A 19,056-nucleotide genomic window follows, 5' to 3' on the forward strand; every position below is an offset into this window, starting at 1 on the left:
AGGCCGACAAACGCAGATTTCTCGTCATGATGCTGATTCCCCTCGGAAAACAGCGCCACGCGAGCATCCAAAATCATCGAATGTGAGTCAGACCCAATGTTCGGCGCGCTTTCACACAGAAGACAGTGGAATAGACATCGACGTTGAAACCCCGCTCTTCAATGTCCACCCATTTCGGACATTTGCTACGGGAAGGCCGCTTCAAAGTATCGACGCCCATCCCTCCTCCTTCCGACGCGGGCAGTTTCACCCGCAAAGTAAGGCTGCGACTGCCAAATGGCTCACGACGGATCGAGGATGGGGCTTCCGTTGCCTACCTTCGCGTGACGTTGGATGGAAGCGGAAACACACAATGGCAGGCAAAGACCGGGACGGCCGACTATCTCAATCGTCTCAACTTCATTCCTCTCGATGAACTCAGCCGATGAGTTTCCAAAGGGTCAATGCCGTCGCAGGAACGGCTGCTACGATCGCCAGAACGGCCATTACGGCGACGACGAACGGTACGACCTCCTTGAATATGGCCACCGGAGCAGTGCGACTGATTTGCGCCGTGATGAACACGAGGATGCCGACCGGCGGCGTCACGCCGCCCAACTGCAACACGACGATCATTACGATTCCAAGATGGATCGGATCGAAGCCCCCGCTGATCATCAGCGGCAGGAACAGCGGAGCGGCAATAAGCATGGCCGGGGTCAGATCAAGGAACATGCCGGCGATGAACAGCACGCCGATGAGGATCAACATCAGTTCGAACGATCCGAAGCTGCCGGATCGCGCCCAGGTAATCATGTCCTGTGGTAGGCCTTCGGCAATCAACACCCATGCAAAGGGAACAGAGGCTGCAATCAGGAAGCCGATCAAAGCCGAATCTATTCCACAGTCCACCAGCGCGTCATAGAGTTGCCGCCACGAACATTCGCGAAATACAAACTTGCCGAGAACGAACGCCCAAACCAGGGCCACAACGCCCGCTTCAGTCGCAGTGGTGACGCCGAAACGGATGCAGCCAAGCACAACCACTGCGATCGCTAGAGCCGGCAGTGCACGGACGAACGTACGCATGATAACCGATAACGGCGCGCGCGTCGTAGCAGCTTCATACCCGCGGCGAGTGGCTATGACGTAGTTCACGACCATCATGGCGACAGCGATCATGAGGCCCGGTATGATACCGGCCACAAACAGCTGCGCGATCGAGACGTTGGACACCGACGCATAAACCAGCATTGCGATGGCCGGTGGCAGGACATTCGGCAGAATGGATGAGGCGGCGGTGACCGCGCAGGAGAAGGCTGGCGGGTAACCACGCTTGACCATTTCCGGCACAAGAACCTTTGCGGTGCTTGCCGCGTCCGCGCCCGACGAACCCGAAATACCGCCGACAAGAACGCTGTTGAAGACATTCACTTGGGCCAGACCGCCACGGAAATGGCCAAAGCAAGCCGCCGCGAAATCAATCAGTCGGGCCGAAAGCCCGCCAAGGTTGAGCAGGTACCCGGCCGTCAGGAAGAAGGGGATTGCAAGGAGGATGAACTTGGTCGAGCCCGCGACCATGTTTTGAAGCAGTGCGGGTGCCGGGAGCAACCCACCGCCCCACGTCGTCGCAAACACTCCAAGGACCATGCAGAACGCGACCGGCACGCCGAGAAACAGCGTTGCGAAGAAGACCGCGAGCATCAGCAGGCTTGCCGAAACACCGTGAAACGGCGACAGCTCCGGAAATTGAACAAGCGCGTAGATGAGGGCTCCCACGACCACAGTCGCCACACTGCGGACAAGTCCGGCGCGATCGGCACGCCGCAGCAGCAGGAAGGCAATACCGAGTGCTCCCGAGACGGGAATTACGCCATAGCGAAGTGCATTGGGCCACTGAAGTGCAGCGTTCGTCCCGCCGACCATCTGCGCCAGCTGATAACCGCTGAACACGAGGACCAAGAGTGTGAGCGCTATCAAAGCGTCCCGGATAAAATCCGAAACGGCGCGTGCCCTGTCGCCCAGCGCCGATGTGAACATGTCCATCGCCACATGGCGATCAGACGCGCCGCCGAGGGCAGCTCCCAAGAAGATGAGCCATGTGAAGCACCAGATGGCGAACTCCTCAGTCCAGGGCAGACCGGAGCCAAAGGCATAGCGGGCAATGACTCCAAAAAAAACGACGACGATCATCGCGGTGAGAATCACAACGTTGATGAGCCCGCCCAATCGTGCAAGACCGACGGAGAGCGCATTAGGCATCGAGGCCGACTGACTTACCCCGCTCTCCAAAGTGGCATTGTCCGACATCGAATGTCTCCCTTATGTCCCGATCGCGGACTGGACGTCGACCGTCCTGCTTGACGGTCGACGTCTTCGATCTCATTTGATCTCGTTGATCGCGGAAATGGTTTGGTCGGCGTCCGGGATTTGCGGCGTGAAGGTATCCCACACAGGCTTGGACAAGGTGCGCCAGACCTCCTTGTCTTCGACCTTGTGGATGGTTGCGCCATTCTTCACGGCTTCGGCCAGGGATTCCTGATCCACCTTTGCTTGCCGCGGCGCAACGCCCGCCTGCGCCTCTGTCGCTGCAGCTGAAATCGCAGCCTGGTGTTCGGCTGGCAGGCTATCCCACCATGCCTTGGAAACCACCCAGGCACCTATTGCATAGATGTGACCGAGATCCGTGTAGTGCGGAGCCACTTCGTAGAACTTGAAGGTCAGATAGTTGGTCGCGGTATTATCGAAATAATCGACGACCCCGGTCTGCATCGAGTTGTAGACTTCTGCTGCGGGAATGGCGACGGGGTTGGCACCGAGTTGCTTCCAGAGAGCGATGTGGATCGGGCTTTGGATCACACGCATTTTCTTGCCCTTGACATCCTCAGGCTTGAGGATCGGGAAAGTGCTCATCAACTGGCGCGCGCCATTGATCGAAAAACCGAGCAACTGAAATCCCTGTTCGGCGAAGTCGTCTTTCAGAAGTTCCGTCAGCTTGGCGTTGGCGGCAACGACATGCTCATCGTTCCGGAAGAGGAACGGCAGGTCGAGTGCCTGCACTTGCGGCACCCAGGAGGCAAATACCGAACTGGTGATAATGCCCATTTGAACGGAACCGAGACGCATTCCCTCGGCCGATTCAGCTTCGCCGCCGAGCAAGCCGTTGCCGAAGACCTTGATCTCGACAGCGCCCTTGGTGCCTTCGGCGACCTTTTGGGCGAACTCTTCGGCCGCGACGTATTTCGGGTTGCCTTCCTGAACGTCGAGCGAAAGACGGGCCGTATAATCGGCCGCTGCCGCAGGCAACGACAGGAAAAATGCGGTGACAGCGGCAAATGCGGCAAATGATTTCATTAGAACCTCCCGGGTTGTCGATAAAATGAACTGACGATGGCGGTGCGGCTAAAGCACGGAGATCATCCCGCCATCGGCATAGACGATCTGGCCGTTGACGTAGTCGGAAGCGGCTGACGCAAAGTAGATGACAGTTCCCGCCAACTCCTCTGGACGGCCCCATCTACGGGCTGGCGTGCGCGCCTTGACCCAGGCGTCGAACTTCGGATCAGCGAGCAAGGCCTCGTTCATGTCGGTGATCATGTAGCCGGGTCCGATCGCGTTGGCCTGGATGCCCTTTTCGGCCCATTCGGCAGCCATGGCTTTGGTCAGCATCTTGATGCCGCCTTTTGCCACCGTATAGGGCGCGACCGTCGCCCGGGCGAGCTCGGAAGTCAGCGACCCGACATTGATGATCTTGCCGGCACCACGAACGGCCATTCGCTTCGCAGCCTCCCGGCCAACGACAAAGGCCGAAGTGAGATTGGTGTCTATGACGCGGCGCCAATCGGCGGTCGCCAGTTCCAGCATCGGCTTGCGGAACTGGATGCCCGCATTGTTGACGAGGATGTCCACCCGGATGCCGTCACGGTCGAATGCCTCGAAGGCCCCGATGACGGCGGCTTCGTCGGTCACGTCAAACGCCGCAGTCAGCACATCGCGGCCGGCGGATCGCATGGCCGCGGCGGCCTCTTCGAGACGGGTAGCGGCGACGCCGTTCAGGATCACCCGCGCGCCCGCGCCCGCCAACCCTTCGGCAAAGGCACGCCCCAATCCGCGGGACGAACCCGTCACCAGCGCGGTCTTGCCGCTGAGATCAAAAAGTGAAATGCTCAAGCCAATCTCCTTTTCACTCCACCGATGCGCGGGACATCAGGTCCGGTCGCTCGAAGAATGCCGGCTGGAGTTCAGTGCCGAGACCGGGACCTTCCATCGGATAGACGAAGCCGCCGTCGATACGCGGCACCTCCGTTACGAGTTCGCGATACCAGCCCTTATAGAATGCGCGCACGCTTTCCTGGATAAGCGTATTGGGCTGCGAGAAACTCATGTGAATCGCCGCCGCAAACCCGACAGGACCGATGCAGTCATGCGGTGCAAACGGGCGATGGTAGGTTTCCGCCATGGCCGCGATCTTTCGCCCCTCCGTCAGTCCCCCGGTCCAGCACAGATCAGCCATGACTACATGTGCTGCGTCCCGATCCAGATACTCCTTGTAGGCATAGCGGGTGCCAAGCGTTTCGGAGGCGCAGGTCCAGACGTCAGTGGATCGCGCGTATTCGGCGAGCGCCTGAGGCGAATTCATCCGGATCGGGTCTTCGTACCAGGTCGGCTTGTAGGGCTCGAGCGCGCGAGCGATCTGCTTGGCGGTCGGCAGGTTCCAGAGCGAATGAAACTCGACCATAATCTCCATTTTATCGCCAATCGCGTCGCGAATAAGTTCGAAAGGGCGGATCGCCGTCTTCAACTGCTCCGCGCTGATGAACAGGCCGCGGTTCTCCATCGCCGGCGGATCGAAGGGCCAGATCTTCATGGCCGTGATGCCGTTTGACAGAAGATCCTCCGCAAGGTCGCCCGCACGGTTCATGAAGCCGTCCAGATCCTCGTAAGGGCCTGCTTCCTCCCCCAGATTCCAGGTATCCAATGGCTTGATCTTCTTGGTCCGTACATATCGGCTGCCAGCACAGGTGTTGTAGACCCGCATCTTTTCTACGCAGAGGCCTCCGAGCATCTGGTGGACCGGCTGCCCGCATACCTTGCCGAACACGTCCCAGAGCGCGATGTCGATGGCTGACGCGGCCCGGTGCTCCGCACCCGTGGAAGCATGGGCCATCGGAAGGTTCAGCATTTCCTTGTGAAGCGCCTCGATGTGAAGCGGATTGCGACCAACAAGCCGGCTGGCAAGTGTATCGTGTATATGAGCCTCGACCGCAGCGGCTCCGTAGAAGGTCTCGCCGAGACCGGTGATGCCCTGATCTGTCTCGACATGTACCCAGAGAACGTTGGAGAATTCTTCCACGCGAAAGGTTTTGATCGCAGTTATCTTCATTGTCGCTCCGTTCGAGCCGCTCGACCTCTGCCAAGTTCCGCGGCTGCGACTGAAGGAACGCAGGACAAAGGAAGGCTGCCGGACGCACGCGCATGCACGTGGCCCCTACCCTGTCAAAATCCTGCGAATTGCTCCTCCGAGCCGATTTTTCTGGCGGGACGTTTGACAGGCTTCTATAGTGATGTCAACCGTATTTAAGGAAGTGATAGTCCATAATGAAAAAAGCTGTAGTACAAGTTGAGGAGCAGGAGACGGGCCTGGTCGAACGCGCCATAGCAGACATCCGCTCATACATGCGGGAAAACCAGCTTCGGCCCGGCAGTCCAATGCCCAGCGAAACGGCCATGGCCATGCAGCTTAACGTTTCGAGGACTGTCGCGAGGGAGGCATTCCGCGCCCTTGCTGCGCTGGGCATCATGGAGGTCAGCGCAGGACGTCGCGCGCGCGTTGCCGCGCCGGATGCAGCGCCGCTCAGCATAATTCTCGATCACACTGTAACCATGAAACAGCTCAGCGTTCAGCAAGTGCTTGACGTTCGGCGCACACTTGAGCTTCGCACTGTGAGCCTGGCTGCGCTGCGCCGCACGGATGCGCAGGCACGAGAACTCCTTGAAATCGTAAAGGGCATGTTCGACGCGTTTGAAGCACCAAACGATCTGATGGAGCTCGATATTCGCCTGCACGAGTTGATCGCCGCGGCCTCAGGCAACTCGCTCTATGCGATCATCGTCGGCTCGTTCCGTGTCATCACCCGGCAGACGTGGCATATCGGCTGGCGCAGCCGTGCGACGCTGGAGAACCGCACCGAGAATATTCGCTGCCATCAAAGGATTGCCGAGGCAATTAACGCCCAGGATCCGGAGCAAGCCGAAGCAGCAATGACCGAGCATTTTGACTCCGCGGTCAACGTCTTGCTTCGGGCAGGCGTGAACTGAGCTGCACGCGCTAGCGTCGCGCCCATCATTGTAATGGCGACTCGACCGCCTCCTTGGACGGAGACTTTGTCCGATGGTTGTCGGTCTTGTTGACAATCGGACAACCTCCTGACCATGCTAACATTTTGGGAGAGTTGCACATGAGCTTTTCAATTTCGCGCCGCGCTTTTGTTGCCGGAGCCAGCATATTGATGGCAGGCGCAAGATCGGCGTTTGCCCAGAGCCAGAAATTCTTCCGGATCGGCACGGGCGGTACCTCGGGCACGTACTACCCGATTGGCGGCTTGATCGCCAATTCGATATCCGCAACCGGACCGAACGGCGTCGAAGGTCTCATTTCGACTGCCGTGTCTTCAAATGGATCGGTGGCCAACATCAATGCGATAGCAGGCGGTTCGAGCGAGTCGGGATTTACCCAGTCCGACGTGGCCTACTGGGCCCATTCGGGAACCGGCCTCTACGAAGGAAAGGGCAAGGTTGAGGACCTGCGGCTCATCGCAACACTTTATCCGGAAACCCTACATATTGTCGCTCGCGCCAATGCGGGCATCAAGTCGGTAGCTGATCTCAAGGGCAAGCGTGTGTCCATTGACGAGCCAGGCTCCGGCACGATCGTCGATGCCCGCCTGGTCCTTGCAGCGTATGGCCTTTCGGAGAAGGATATCCATCCTGAGTATCTCAAGCCGGGCCCTTCCGGCGAGAAGATGCGCGACAACTCGCTCGACGCTTACTTCTTTGTTGGCGGCTATCCGGCGGGCGCGATCGTTGAACTTGCAGCAACAACCGGCATCACGCTTGTGCCGGTCTCCGGCCCGGAGACGGATAAACTGCTTGAGGAACAGAAGTTCTTTTCCAAGGACACTGTTACAGCCGAAACCTATAAAGGTGTCGGTGTAACCGATACGATTGCAGTAGCGGCGCAATGGGTTACCAGTGCGAAACAGCCCGACGATCTGGTGTATGAAATAACGAAGTCTCTCTGGAGTGCCGGGACACGAAGCACCCTCGACGCCGGTCACGCGAAAGGAAAGTCAATCGTTCTCGAAAACGCGACCACAAGCCTGGGCATTCCTCTCCATCCAGGAGCCGAGCGCTTTTACAAGGAGAGCGGGATGCTTAAGTAGCTTGCTGAATCGGGCAATCTTCGGCGTTCTGCGAGCAAACTATTCGACATTTTCGCCGTTCGGGTCATTGGCGACACAACGTTCCGTGAACAGGAATTCCATATGACCGGCTCGCGAAAAGACAAGATTCGCCTGACCTCCGAAGGTTATGACGCGGCGAAATCGCGCGAACTTGAAGAAAAATTCGACAGCGAGATTCGCTTTCGAAGCCTTGGAAAATTGGCCGGCTGGCTGGTCGGCAGCCTCCTGATCGCGCTTTCCATTTTTCACTACTACACGGCAGGCTTCGGCCTGTTGCAGGAAATGGTGCATCGCGGCATCCATTTGTCTTTTGTGCTTGCGTTGGTCTTCCTGGTCTTTCCTTTCACCAAGAAGGGCTATGATGCCCCGCTAAAGGGCACGCTTTTGCGTCCGCTCGGCATCCCCATCTATGACTGGATACTGGCAATTGGCTCGGTCATTGCGGTAGCGCATGTTCCACTCATTCCACTCGACGATCTCGCATTCCGCATCGGCAATCCTACGACCACGGATGTGGTTCTGGGCGGCTTTCTGGTGGTAGCGCTGCTTGAAGCGACGCGCCGCTCGATTGGCTGGCCTCTGCCGATAATTGCGCTTCTGTTCATGGCCTATGCGCTACTCGGCCCTTGGATGCCGGGAATTCTGATACATCCCGGCAATAGCTTCGCACAGCTCATCGACCACCTCTACATGACGACGCAAGGGGTCTACGGCATTGCCCTGGGCGTCGTAGCCACCTACGTGTTTCACTTCGTGCTGTTTGGCGTCTTTGCCACCCGTATCGGACTGGGCCAGTTGTTCCTCGATTGTGCCGCATGGGTGGCCGGACGCTATGCGGGCGGCCCTGCCAAGGTGTCAATTTTTGGATCCGCACTCTTTGGCATGATCTCCGGCTCATCGGTCGCAAATGCCGTGACCGTCGGGTCGCTGACCATTCCTGCTATGATCAAGCTTGGATACAAGCGCGAATTCGCCGCCGCTGTGGAGGCAGCCTCTTCGACCGGAGGACAGGTTACCCCTCCAATCATGGGGGCTGCCGCGTTCCTCATGATCGAATTCCTCGAACTCCCCTACACGACAATCATTCTTGCCGCGATTGTCCCGGCCTTCATGCATTTCTTCGGCGTGCTCATGCAGGTGCATTTTGAGGCCAAGCGCACCGGACTGCGCGGCTTGCGCGCTGATGAAATGCCTGACATCTCCGCAGCACTCAAGCGCGACTGGCCAACCATCATTCCACTAGTCGTTTTGCTCTGGGTGCTCCTGTCCGGATACACGCCTTACCTGGCGGCTTTCTGGGGTATCACCGCCTGCATTGCGGTCGGCCTGCTAAACCCACGCCGCCGCATGACGGTAGGAGAAGTGTTTCTGTGCTTGCGCGACGGTGCCAAATACGCACTGGCCATTGGTGCGGCAGCAGCAACTGTGGGTATCGTCATCGGCGTCGTCACGTTGACCGGCGTCGGCTTCAAGGTCTCCTTCATCGTGACATCGACAGCAGCGCAACTGGCAAATTACGTGAGCCTTTTCGTGCCGACCAGCATGATCGCTGCATCGACCCTGTCCCTGCTCTTCACTCTGATCATGACCGGCCTCGTCTGCATCCTGATGGGTTGCGGAATTCCCACGACAGCCAACTATATCATTATGGTGACGATCGCCGCCCCTGCGCTGGTCATGCTTAACGTCGAGCCGATCGTCGCTCACTTTTTCGTCTTCTACTATGGGCTGCTCGCTGACATCACGCCACCGGTAGCGCTCGCTGCTTATGCCGCAGCCGGCATGGCCGCAGCCGATCCGTTCAAGACTGGCAATACCGCGTTCAGGCTAGGACTCGGCAAAGTGCTAGTTCCCTTCGTATTCGTCTTTTCACCGTCGCTGTTGTTGGTGACGAAGGATTTCACCTGGTCAAATTTTATACTCGCCTTCATCGGATGCGCACTCGGCATTGTTTGCCTCGGAGCCGCGCTCTCACGCTATATGCTGGTGCGGACCAAGACGTGGGAAAATGCCGTGCTGGTTATCGCAGCATTTCTTCTGGTCGCCCCTGAAATCTACTCAACAATTATAGGCGTGATAATGATCTCGCCGGTAGTTTTGAGGCATGTCACAGCATCTAGGGCGGAGCGCACCATGAGCGCTTGACCAGAACCGCCATGGAATTTGTTTTGTCTCTCCCTGGCTTCGAGTCCGATACCGGCTGACACTGTTGATGCTCGAAAGTGATAAGCCTTCGATCAGGTGGTGGCAGGACGATTGAACCGCCCGAGCAGGATTGGCGTCAGGTACATTGGTATCTGATAGCAGCCAATGAAGAGGAGCAGAGGATCGGTGACAACCGCTGGAAGTGCCGTGAGGAACAGTGCGATGTTGCCGTTGCCGGCGGTAATTCCAAGTGGGGCAGCGAGATGCTCTACGCCCGAGCGGCGCGCCCAAAGGGCAACCAGTATCTGAAGGCTGAAATTGCCAACGAAGGCGGCTGCCAGTGTGGAAACGAACGCTTGCACGTTGGAGCCGACGGCGGACATCAACCCCATGACGACGACCGCCATGGCAACGGCCGACAACCCGTCCAGAGCAATCAAGTCCATTTCTCCGCATGGGCGGCCAACGCCGAGATTGCTGTGAAAGCCGCCGAGGCAAGCACACAGAAGCTGGTCGGTCTTGCATAGTATTGTTGTTCGCCTATTCTGTCTGCTCTGAGGGTAAAAACAAAACAACCTTGGGAGGAAAGCATGACCAGAAAGGAAATTTCGCGCAGACATTTTCTCAGGAACTCGACCGTCGTCGGCGCAGCGGTCACCGGTACACTCGCCGCACCGGCGGTACTTGCACAAACGCCTGTAACGCTAAAGATGCAATCGTCCTGGCCGAGTTCGGATGTATTCCAAGAGATGGCACAGCAGTATGTCGATCGCGTCCAGGAAATGGCGGGTGGGCGCATGAAGATCGATCTACTGCCGGCCGGCGCAGTGGTCGGGGCGTTCCAGGTTCAGGATGCCTGCCATGACGGCACAATCGATGCCGCGCATACAGTTCCCGTCTACTGGTACGGTAAAAACAAGGCCGCCTCACTGTTCGGCACAGGGCCGGTCTTTGGCGGCGACGCCAACCAGATGATTGCCTGGCTTTACCACGGCGGCGGCCAGGAATTTTATCGCGAACTCACCCAAGACATTCTCGGTCTTAACGTCGTCGGCTTTCTGTCGTTCGGCATGCCAGCGCAGCCACTTGGTTGGTTCAAGAGCGAGATAACTGAGGCCGGCCAATTGCAAGGCTTGAAATATCGCACCGTTGGCCTCGCAGCTGATTTGTTTCAATCGATGGGTGCTGCGGTTTCGCAGCTTCCGGGCGGAGAGATCGTGCCGGCGATGGAGCGTGGTGTCATCGACGGTTTCGAATTCAACAATCCGACCTCAGACATGCGTTTCGGCTCGCAAGATGTCGCCAAGAATTACATGCTCGCGTCCTACCATCAGGCCAGCGAATCCTTCGAATACATCTTCAACAAAGACAAATTCGAGAGCCTCGAGCCGGACCTCCAAGCGATTCTGAAATATGGTGTCGAGGCTGCACATCTGTCCAACTACGCATTGGCAATGCAACAATATTCCTCCGATCTGCAAAAGCTCCAGGCCGAACACGGAGTCAACGTCAAACGTACACCCGACAGTGTTCTGCAGGTCCAACTCGAAGCTTGGGACAAGATTCTGCCACCGCTGATGGAAGATCCCTTCTTCGCTAAGGTCGTGGACAGCCAGAAGGCATGGTGTGAACGCGTTGTCTACTACAGCCTGCTGAATGCGCCCGACTACAAACTTGCCTATCAGCATTATTTCCCGGGCAAAATCTGACCGGTTTTGTTTCGTGCTGCTTGGCCGGCGGGGAGGCCCCCGCCGGCACGCTGCAGATCGGATTATGCTTTTTCAAAAGAGCGAACGTAGCCGTGGAGAATTACATCTGGTTTGCCGATAAGCTGTCGGCGTGGTTCGGCAAAGTCTTCGCCTGGTGCGTCGTCATCATGACGCTCGGCGTTGGATACGAAGTTGTCGTGCGCTATCTCTTCAGGGCGCCGACGCCTTGGGCGTTTGACCTTTCCTATATGTTGTATGGCACGCTGTTCATGATGGCGGGTGCCTACACGCTTTCACGCGACGGGCATGTACGTGGCGATTTCATCTACCGGCTATGGCAGCCGCGGACGCAGGCCAAGGTCGAGTTGATACTCTATTTCCTCTTCTTCTTCCCAGGTGTCCTGGCATTGATCTTTGCTGGCTGGCGCTATGCCGCCCGCTCTTGGCGTTATCTCGAAGTCAGCAATATGAGTCCCGCCAACATACCGGTCTTTCAGTTCAAATCCGTGATCGTTGCGGCCGGAATTCTGCTCTTTCTGCAAGGCATCGCGCAGGTTTTCCGCTGCATTGTCTGCATTCGCACCGGTCATTGGTTGCGGGCCTCCGACGATGTGGAGGAGACGGAGAAGATTCTCATGGAAGCCAAAACACTCGATGTGCTGAAAGATGGTGCCAAGGGGATCAACATGCCGGGCGAACAGGACAAACAGGAGAGGTCCGGCAAATGAGCGACCCTTTCATAGCAGTCGGAATGCTTCTCATTCTTCTTCTTGCAATTTTCCTTGGCTTTCCCGTAGCGTTCACGCTCGCAGCGCTCGGTGTGTCGTTCGGCTACTATGCCTATTTCGACGCTAGCCGTATGTGGTCGACATATAATCGTGCGCTCGAATCGGGCGCGGGCTCGTGGAACTTGGCCGAATCCTGGATCGGCGGTTTCTTCAACAATCGCATCTTCGATTTGTTCGTGAACCAAACGTATTCGGTCATGTCCAACGATGTGCTGACCGCAATCCCCCTCTTTCTTTTCATGGGTTATATCGTTGAGCGCGCCAACATCGTCGACCGATTGTTCAGCACGCTGTTCATTGCGACCCGTCGCGTTCCCGGCTCCATGGCGGTTGCGGCGCTCGTCACCTGCACTCTTTTTGCGACAGCCACTGGTATCGTCGGTGCGGTCGTCACGCTTATGGGGCTTCTTGCTTTGCCGTCCATGCTGAAGGCAAAATACGACGTGCGCTATGCAACAGGCGTAATTTGTGCCGGCGGCACGCTCGGAATTCTAATTCCGCCATCCATAATGCTGATCGTCTATGCCGCGACGTCAGGAGTGTCCGTCGTGCGCATGTATGCAGCGGCACTTCTCCCGGGTCTGCTACTTGCCGGGCTTTATCTCGGCTATCTCGTAATCCGTGCGGTGCTGCAGCCTCAACTGGCGCCTAAACCGACAAAAGAAGAGGTCGGAGATCATACCACTCTCGAGGTCGCATGGATGATGCTGACCTCTTTCGTGCCGCTGGCGCTCCTCATCCTCGCGGTACTGGGTGCAATCCTTTTCGGCGTCGCGACGCCGTCAGAGGCTGCAGCGGTAGGCGCGGCAGGTGGGGTAATCCTCGCCGCCGCCTATAGAGCCTTGACCTGGCAGAGGCTCAAGGAATCGGTATACCTCACGGCACGGACGTCGGCGATGGTTTGTTGGCTGTTCGTTGGCTCGGCGACCTTCGCCTCAATCTTTGCTTATCTCGGCGGGCAGCAGCTTATTAGCCAGTTCGTCACCGGGCTCGACATTTCGCCCCTCGTCTTCCTGCTTATCGTCCAACTGATCATCTTCATTCTCGGTTGGCCGCTGGAATGGACCGAAATCATCGTGATCTTCATCCCGATCTTTCTGCCGCTCTTGCCGCACTTTGGCATTGATCCGCTATTCTTTGGGATTCTGGTGGCAGTCAACCTGCAGACTGCGTTCCTTTCTCCGCCCATGGCGATGTCCGCCTACTATCTTAAGGGTATCGCGCCACCTGGTGTGGAGTTGCCAGACATTTTTCTGGGCATGATGCCCTATATGGGCATGGTGATCCTGTGCATGGTGATCATTTATATTTTTCCGGAGATTGTCTACGCGCTGCCCAACGCGATCTATGGACGTTGACACGAGGTCGAACAACGATGCACATACATCATAAAACATCGAAGCGCCGGCTAGCGACAATCGATCACGCAATGGCAGCTGTCGCCCTTTTTGTCCTGGCAAGCTTCCTGGGCATCATTGTCGTCAAAGTGGCTCGCATCGACCTCACCATCGTGATCGGGATTGGTGTGGCTCTGGTCGGCTACGACCTGTGGCGTCAACTCGCGCCGCGCCGCTGAAGTTACTGCGGAAGTATCAATAACAGGCAACTATCGATTTCCCCGTGCGACCGGGCGGTTACATGAATACCAAACCTCATCGCAATGCAGTTGTCATCAACACGGAATTTCAAACGGCCTTCGCTTCCCTCTTGGCAAGATTTGCAATGAGATCGCTGAAGCGCTCGTTCTGAACCACGACGTGATCGCGCAGAAGCTGTCGCGCCGCCGCGGCATCACCATCCAGAATGGCTTTTACGATACCGGAATGCTCGTTGAAGGAAACCTTCATGCGGTTGCGCACACGTAACTGGAGCCGCCTATAAGGTCGCAACCTTCGATGCAGCGCGCCGCATTGGTCTTCCAGAAAGCCGCTATGGCTGGCCGCATAGATGGCGCGATGAAACACCTCATTGTCGTAGTAATACGTATCGGTGTCGTTACTTACGGCTGATCGTTCGCATCTTGCATGCGCAGCAAGCAACGCTTGCCGATCCTCGTCGGTGTGACGCCTCGCCGCGTATGCGCCGGCCATGCCTTCCATCTCTGCCATGACCTCGAACATTTCGAACACCCGTTGCGGTGCGGGATCGGCGACCACTGCGCCGCGCCGCGGTCTTATGTCGACGAGCCCGATGGCGTTGAGCTGCATGAGCGCTTCCCGGATCGGCGTGCGTGAAACTCCGTAGCGGGTGGCAAGTTGCACCTCATCAAGCCGTTCTCCCGGTTCGAGTTCGCCTGTGACGATGCCATTTTCGATCTCGTCGCGCAGTTTGTGAAACGTATTCTCTGACATGAAGCCAAGCCTCGAAATTAAATACACGGTGCTATCTCTTGTATACAACAATATTGACTTAGTGTGCAATATCGGCAAATCATAAACCAATCCGGCTGGAGGGCCGGAATATCAGGGAGGAAGAAATGCGTCATTTTGCTACGAAACTAACACTCGCAGCCTGCGTGGCTGCCGCCTGCCTCGTTACCGGAAGCGCCGGCGCACAGACAGTACTCAAGGCCTCGCATCAGTTTCCGGGCGGCAAGGGCGATATCCGTGACGAGATGGTCCAGATGATTGCGCGTGATGTTGCTGCCGCCAATGTCGGCCTCGAAATCCAGGTTTTCCCGGGCTCGTCGCTCTACAAGCCAAACGACCAGTGGAATGCGGTCACCCGTGGCCTTCTCGACATGACGTCTTTCCCGCTCGATTATGCTTCCGGCCGTCACCCTGAATTCTCGGCCACGCTTATGCCAGGACTGGTCGCCAGTCACGACCGGGCAATCCGGCTCAACGATTCCGATTTCATGAAGCACATCAAGAAGATCGTCGAGGATGCCGGCGCGCTCGTGATTGCCGACGCATGGCTTTCGGGCGCTTTTGCTTCGAAGAAAGCCTGCATCACCTCGCCCGACACGATAAAGGGGCAGGTCATCCGCGCAGCCGGCCCGGCATTCGAGGAGATGCTTGTGGCGGCGGGCGCTTCTATATCGTCCATGCCGTCGTCCGAGATCTACACCGGCATGCAGACAGGCGTTTTGGACGCTGCCAACACCTCGTCGGCCAGTTTCGTGTCCTATCGCCTTTTCGAGCAGGCAAAGTGCCTGACAGCACCCGGCGAGAACGCGCTCTGGTTCATGTATGAGCCTGTATTGGTGTCGAAGAAGGTCTTCGAGCGTCTCACGCCGGAACAACAGAAAGCTATTCTGGCCGCCGGTGAGAAGGCTGAAACATTCTTCAACGCGGAAGTGCGCAAAGGCGACGATGTGATGATCGAAGCCTACAAGAAGGCCGGTGTCGAAGTGGTCGAGATGTCCAAGGCGGACTATGATGCCTGGCTGGAGGTCGCCAAGACGTCGGCCTACAAGAATTTCGAAGCCAATGTGCCCGACGGCGGCAAGCTGATCGAAGAGGCGCTGGCCGTGAAGTGAGGATCCTGGGCCAAGGCAAAATGCGCGAACGCGCATTTTGCCGGTTTTCCTCACAACAGGGATTTCTCCGATGGTGAAGGTCTATATCTGGGCCGTAAGCAATCTTTCCCGGGCGCTTGCCGCGCTTGCAACAGCATTGATGATCGCGGCGATGCTCGTCGTCTGCCAGATGATCCTGATGCGCTACGCCTTCCGCCTGCCGACGATCTGGCAGACGGACTTTGTGGTGTTTTCCGCGACCGCTGCAATGTTTCTGGGCGCACCCTATGTCTTGATGAAGGGCGGCCACGTCGGTGTCGATGTGATCGAACTGCTCGTCAACGACGGCGTCCGCAGGCGTCTGCGTCTCGTAGCAAGCCTCTTGGGCCTGGCATTTTGCCTGATCATGCTTGCTGCCGGCTGGGTCCAGTTCCACGAAGCATGGGCCGGCAATTGGCGCCATTCGAGCGTGTGGGCGCCTCCCCTATGGGTGCCGCTTGCGGCAATGCCGCTCGGTTTCGGAATGCTTTGCCTCCAATATATAGCCGAGATCGCGGCACAGCTTTCCGGCCTTGCCACGCCTCCGGCCGCTCACGAAACGGCGCACACTACCCTCGCCTCCAATGCCGCCTTGCTCGACGAGCACAAACTGAAGGAGACTGCGCGATGAACCCGACCGTTGCCGGCCTGCTGATCATCGCCGCCCTTTTCATCCTGCTCGGAACCGGCATGCCGATCGCCTTCGCGCTGGGGCTGGCCGCCGTTACCGCGCTCTTCCTGCAAAGCGGATTCGACATTTTCTACATCCTCGGCGACACGATGTTTTCCGGCATCGCTAATCTCGCTTATGTGTCTATCCCGATGTTCGTCCTCATGGGCGCAGCGGTGGCCTCCTCGCCGGCGGGCTCCGACCTCTATACGGCGCTCGACCGCTGGCTGAACAGAATCCCCGGCGGCCTGGTTCTCTCCAATATCGGCGCCTGCGCCATATTTTCCGGCATGACGGGATCGTCGCCGGCCACCTGCGCGGCGATCGGCAAGATGGGCATTCCCGAGATGCTCCGGCGCGGCTATCCAACTTCCGTGGCTACTGGCTCGATCGCCGCAGGCGGCACGCTCGGCATCCTGATCCCACCGTCGGTAACGCTTATCGTCTACGGCATCGCCACCGAAACCTCGATCGGCAGGCTGTTCATGGCCGGTGTCATCCCAGGCATCATGCTGACGGTGATGTTCATGATCTGGGCCATCGTCGACTGCAAGCGCAAGGGCTATGAGTTCGACGCCCGGGCGATGCGTTATACGATGAAGGAGCGGCTCGCGGGTATGCCGCGAATCCTGCCCTTTCTCCTGATCATCGCCGGCACGCTCTATGTACTTTACGGCGGCATCGCCACGCCGTCGGAGGCGGCCGGCGCCGGCGCTCTGCTGACGCTCGTCGTCGTAATCATCGCCTATCGGCTTTTCCGTTTTCGCCCTGTCGCCGACATATTTGGTTCGGCGATGCGTGAAAGTGTGATGATCATGATGATCATGGCAGCGGCCGAACTCTTCGCCTTTGCGCTGTCCTCCCTCTTCATCACCCAGACGGTGGCCACGGCCATCGCCGACATGGAGGTCAACCGCTGGGTGCTGATGGGCATCATCAACATTTTCCTGCTGGTCGCAGGGATGTTCCTGCCGCCGGTCGCAGTGATCGTCATGACGGCCCCGATGCTCTTCCCGATCGTCACCCAGGCAGGTTTTGATCCCTATTGGTTCGCCATTATCCTGACTATCAATATGGAAGTCGGGTTGATAACGCCGCCGATCGGGCTCAATCTGTTCGTCATCAATGCAATTGCACCGACAATCCCGACAAAAGACATTCTTTGGGGTTCCCTGCCCTATGTCCTGGTCATGTTCCTCGCGATCGTCATTTTGTGTTTCTTCCCGCAAATCGTCACATGGCTACCCAATCAGATGTTAGGGATCGTGCAATGAACAGTGTCTCGTTTTTCAGCGACATGCTTCAGACAATCACCGATCGCGGCCGGCGTCTGTTATCTTTCAACGCGCGAGAGGATGGTGGACAGGCAGCCAAAGTGCGCAATGCCGAGACGACGTGCGAAACGCTGCTTTCGAGCCAGGGCGAAGCTTCCGGGATGGCACTTGCCAAGAACATCCTCGATCTCTGGGAGCATTTCGATAAGACACAGCGACGCGATTTCATGGCGATGCTGCTTGCCCGTTTCGGGCCCGATGCCGGGCGTCTGGAAAAGGCGATCGACGATTATCGCGCTGACCCCTCGCCTGCCGCTGTTCTTGAGCTTCACATCGCCGCAGAACCGCGCCGGCAGGAACTTATCCGCCGCCTCAACCTTGCACCCAACGGCATTGCCACGCTGGTGCGAATGCGCGAGGCATTGCTGAAACTGAAAGCGGAAGACCCGGAATTCGAAGTGGTCGACGCAGACTTCGCCCACCTCTTCGGCTCGTGGTTCAATCGTGGGTTTCTGGTGCTGCGCCCGATAAGCTGGTCGACCCCGGCCGATATTCTGGAAAAAATCATCCAGTACGAGGCCGTGCACCACATAGGCGGCTGGAACGAACTGCGCCTGCGGTTAGCCCCGGAGGACCGGCGCTGCTTCGCATTCTTCCATCCGCAATTGATAGACGATCCGCTGATTTTCGTTGAAGTCGCGCTGACGAGGGAAGTTCCAGCCAGTATCGGCGACGTGCTGAGGGAAGATCGCGCACCGATCCGCGCGGCAGATGCAACGACGGCGGTGTTTTATTCGATATCCAACTGCCAGGAAGGCCTGCGCGGAATATCCTTCGGCAATTTCCTGATCAAGCAGGTTGTCGAGGATCTGCGCCGCGAATTGCCCAGGCTCGACACGTTCGTCACGCTCTCGCCGGCGCCCGGCTTTGCACAATGGCTCGCGCGCGAACGTCGAGCTGAGGTTTCGGACATATTCAGTCCGGAAGATAAAGAACGGCTTGCGCTGCTCGACAGTCCGGAATGGATGGACCAGGAAGATGCCATCGCCTCCGTAAAGCCCGTAATGACCAAGGCCGCAGCCTGGTACTTCCTCAGAGCCCGCAACCGCGATGGAAAGGTGCTCGATCCCGTGGCCAGATTCCACCTCGGCAATGGCGCGCGACTGGAGCGCATCAATTTTCTTGCCGACCGTTCGCCGCGTGCCATGCGGCAGGCGTACGGGCTGATGGTGAACTATCTCTACAAGCTTGACGACATCGAAACCAATCACGAGGCCTTTGCCGGACGCGGCGAGGTGGTCGCGGCACAGCCGATCCGGCGATTGGTGCCTGCAAGCCGGCCGCAACGAAGCCTCGTGCCACTCACGGACGCCGCAGCGCCCCAAGGACAAGTGACCGGAAAGTCGGCCAGGAAAGACAGTAAGGAATTGAGTTCATGAGCAATCACCTGTTCGACGCCATCCGCAAAGCGGCTGTCGATCGCAATGCTGCCTTTATCCTGGCGACGGGCGGACGCGTCTGGAGCTATG

General features: G+C 57.8%; 17 protein-coding genes. 11 read left to right on the forward strand and 6 right to left on the reverse strand.

The annotated features are described in order from the left end of the window. Positions 1 to 417 precede the first annotated feature (417 nt). From BM413_RS31515 to BM413_RS31530, 4 genes are all read right to left on the reverse strand, one after another. Positions 418 to 2,289, reverse strand: a complete 1,872-nt coding sequence (locus BM413_RS31515; protein ID WP_091918795.1) for a TRAP transporter large permease — start codon at positions 2,287 to 2,289, stop codon at positions 418 to 420. Positions 2,290 to 2,361: 72 nt separating this feature from the next. Next, on the reverse strand, positions 2,362 to 3,333 hold the full coding sequence (locus BM413_RS31520) for a TRAP transporter substrate-binding protein (protein ID WP_091918796.1): 972 nt from the start codon (positions 3,331 to 3,333) through the stop codon (positions 2,362 to 2,364). Positions 3,334 to 3,381: 48 nt separating this feature from the next. Next, positions 3,382 to 4,149 carry an SDR family oxidoreductase gene (locus BM413_RS31525; RefSeq protein WP_091918797.1) on the reverse strand — a complete coding sequence of 256 codons (768 nt, stop codon included), beginning with the start codon at positions 4,147 to 4,149 and terminating at the stop codon, positions 3,382 to 3,384. A 13-nt stretch (positions 4,150 to 4,162) separates the two neighbouring features. Next, positions 4,163 to 5,362 (reverse strand): mandelate racemase/muconate lactonizing enzyme family protein, encoded by a 1,200-nt coding sequence (locus BM413_RS31530; protein ID WP_091918798.1) that lies wholly within the window; start codon positions 5,360 to 5,362, stop codon positions 4,163 to 4,165. A gap of 215 nt (positions 5,363 to 5,577) precedes the next feature. Here BM413_RS31530 and BM413_RS31535 point away from each other — a divergent pair, with 215 nt between their 5' ends. The 3 genes from BM413_RS31535 to BM413_RS31545 all read left to right on the forward strand — a co-directional run bounded on the left by BM413_RS31535 (position 5,578) and on the right by BM413_RS31545 (position 9,587). Next, a complete protein-coding gene (locus BM413_RS31535) occupies positions 5,578 to 6,297 on the forward strand; it encodes a FadR/GntR family transcriptional regulator (protein ID WP_244538139.1) in 720 nt (239 codons plus the stop codon). 140 nt (positions 6,298 to 6,437) lie between these two features. After that, a complete protein-coding gene (locus tag BM413_RS31540) occupies positions 6,438 to 7,421 on the forward strand; it encodes a TAXI family TRAP transporter solute-binding subunit (protein ID WP_091918799.1) in 984 nt (327 codons plus the stop codon). A 102-nt stretch (positions 7,422 to 7,523) separates the two neighbouring features. Further along, positions 7,524 to 9,587, forward strand: coding sequence for a TRAP transporter permease (locus BM413_RS31545; RefSeq protein WP_091918800.1), 2,064 nt, complete (start codon positions 7,524 to 7,526; stop codon positions 9,585 to 9,587). A gap of 92 nt (positions 9,588 to 9,679) precedes the next feature. On the opposite strand, the gene BM413_RS31550 is transcribed toward BM413_RS31545, so the two are convergent. Then, the gene (locus BM413_RS31550) at positions 9,680 to 10,027 is read right to left on the reverse strand and encodes a hypothetical protein (RefSeq protein WP_175544524.1); all 348 of its coding nucleotides are present in this window, start codon (positions 10,025 to 10,027) and stop codon (positions 9,680 to 9,682) included. Positions 10,028 to 10,177: 150 nt separating this feature from the next. Between BM413_RS31550 and BM413_RS31555 the strand changes: the two genes are divergently transcribed. From BM413_RS31555 to BM413_RS33345, 4 genes are all read left to right on the forward strand, one after another. After that, on the forward strand, positions 10,178 to 11,296 hold the full coding sequence (locus BM413_RS31555; protein WP_091918801.1) for a TRAP transporter substrate-binding protein: 1,119 nt from the start codon (positions 10,178 to 10,180) through the stop codon (positions 11,294 to 11,296). Between the two features lie 92 nt (positions 11,297 to 11,388). Beyond that, entirely contained in the window at positions 11,389 to 12,024 is a 636-nt protein-coding gene (locus BM413_RS31560) for a TRAP transporter small permease subunit (RefSeq protein WP_091918809.1), read from the forward strand. Beyond that, positions 12,021 to 13,442, forward strand: coding sequence for a TRAP transporter large permease (locus BM413_RS31565; protein ID WP_091918802.1), 1,422 nt, complete (start codon positions 12,021 to 12,023; stop codon positions 13,440 to 13,442). The genes BM413_RS31560 and BM413_RS31565 overlap by 4 nt, the downstream gene beginning before the upstream one ends. A 71-nt stretch (positions 13,443 to 13,513) precedes the next feature. Further along, entirely contained in the window at positions 13,514 to 13,660 is a 147-nt protein-coding gene (locus tag BM413_RS33345; protein WP_175544525.1) for a hypothetical protein, read from the forward strand. Positions 13,661 to 13,769: 109 nt separating this feature from the next. On the opposite strand, the gene BM413_RS31570 is transcribed toward BM413_RS33345, so the two are convergent. After that, the gene (locus BM413_RS31570; RefSeq protein ID WP_091918803.1) at positions 13,770 to 14,435 is read right to left on the reverse strand and encodes a GntR family transcriptional regulator; all 666 of its coding nucleotides are present in this window, start codon (positions 14,433 to 14,435) and stop codon (positions 13,770 to 13,772) included. A gap of 125 nt (positions 14,436 to 14,560) precedes the next feature. Here BM413_RS31570 and dctP point away from each other — a divergent pair, with 125 nt between their 5' ends. The 4 genes from dctP (at position 14,561) to BM413_RS31590 (ending at position 18,966) form a co-directional block, all read left to right on the forward strand. Further along, on the forward strand, positions 14,561 to 15,565 hold the full coding sequence (dctP, locus tag BM413_RS31575; protein WP_091918804.1) for a TRAP transporter substrate-binding protein: 1,005 nt from the start codon (positions 14,561 to 14,563) through the stop codon (positions 15,563 to 15,565). Positions 15,566 to 15,635: 70 nt separating this feature from the next. Next, the gene (locus tag BM413_RS31580; RefSeq protein ID WP_091918805.1) at positions 15,636 to 16,214 is read left to right on the forward strand and encodes a TRAP transporter small permease subunit; all 579 of its coding nucleotides are present in this window, start codon (positions 15,636 to 15,638) and stop codon (positions 16,212 to 16,214) included. Then, positions 16,211 to 17,527, forward strand: a complete 1,317-nt coding sequence (locus BM413_RS31585; protein WP_091918806.1) for a TRAP transporter large permease — start codon at positions 16,211 to 16,213, stop codon at positions 17,525 to 17,527. The genes BM413_RS31580 and BM413_RS31585 overlap by 4 nt, the downstream gene beginning before the upstream one ends. After that, positions 17,524 to 18,966: a malonyl-CoA decarboxylase gene (locus BM413_RS31590; RefSeq protein WP_091918807.1), complete on the forward strand. Its 1,443-nt coding sequence runs from the start codon at positions 17,524 to 17,526 to the stop codon at positions 18,964 to 18,966. Before BM413_RS31585 ends, BM413_RS31590 begins: the two co-directional genes overlap by 4 nt. Positions 18,967 to 19,056: the final 90 nt, after the last annotated feature.

The sequence above is a fragment of the Mesorhizobium sp. YR577 genome (genome assembly GCF_900116595.1).
Lineage (GTDB): Bacteria > Pseudomonadota > Alphaproteobacteria > Rhizobiales > Rhizobiaceae > Mesorhizobium_M.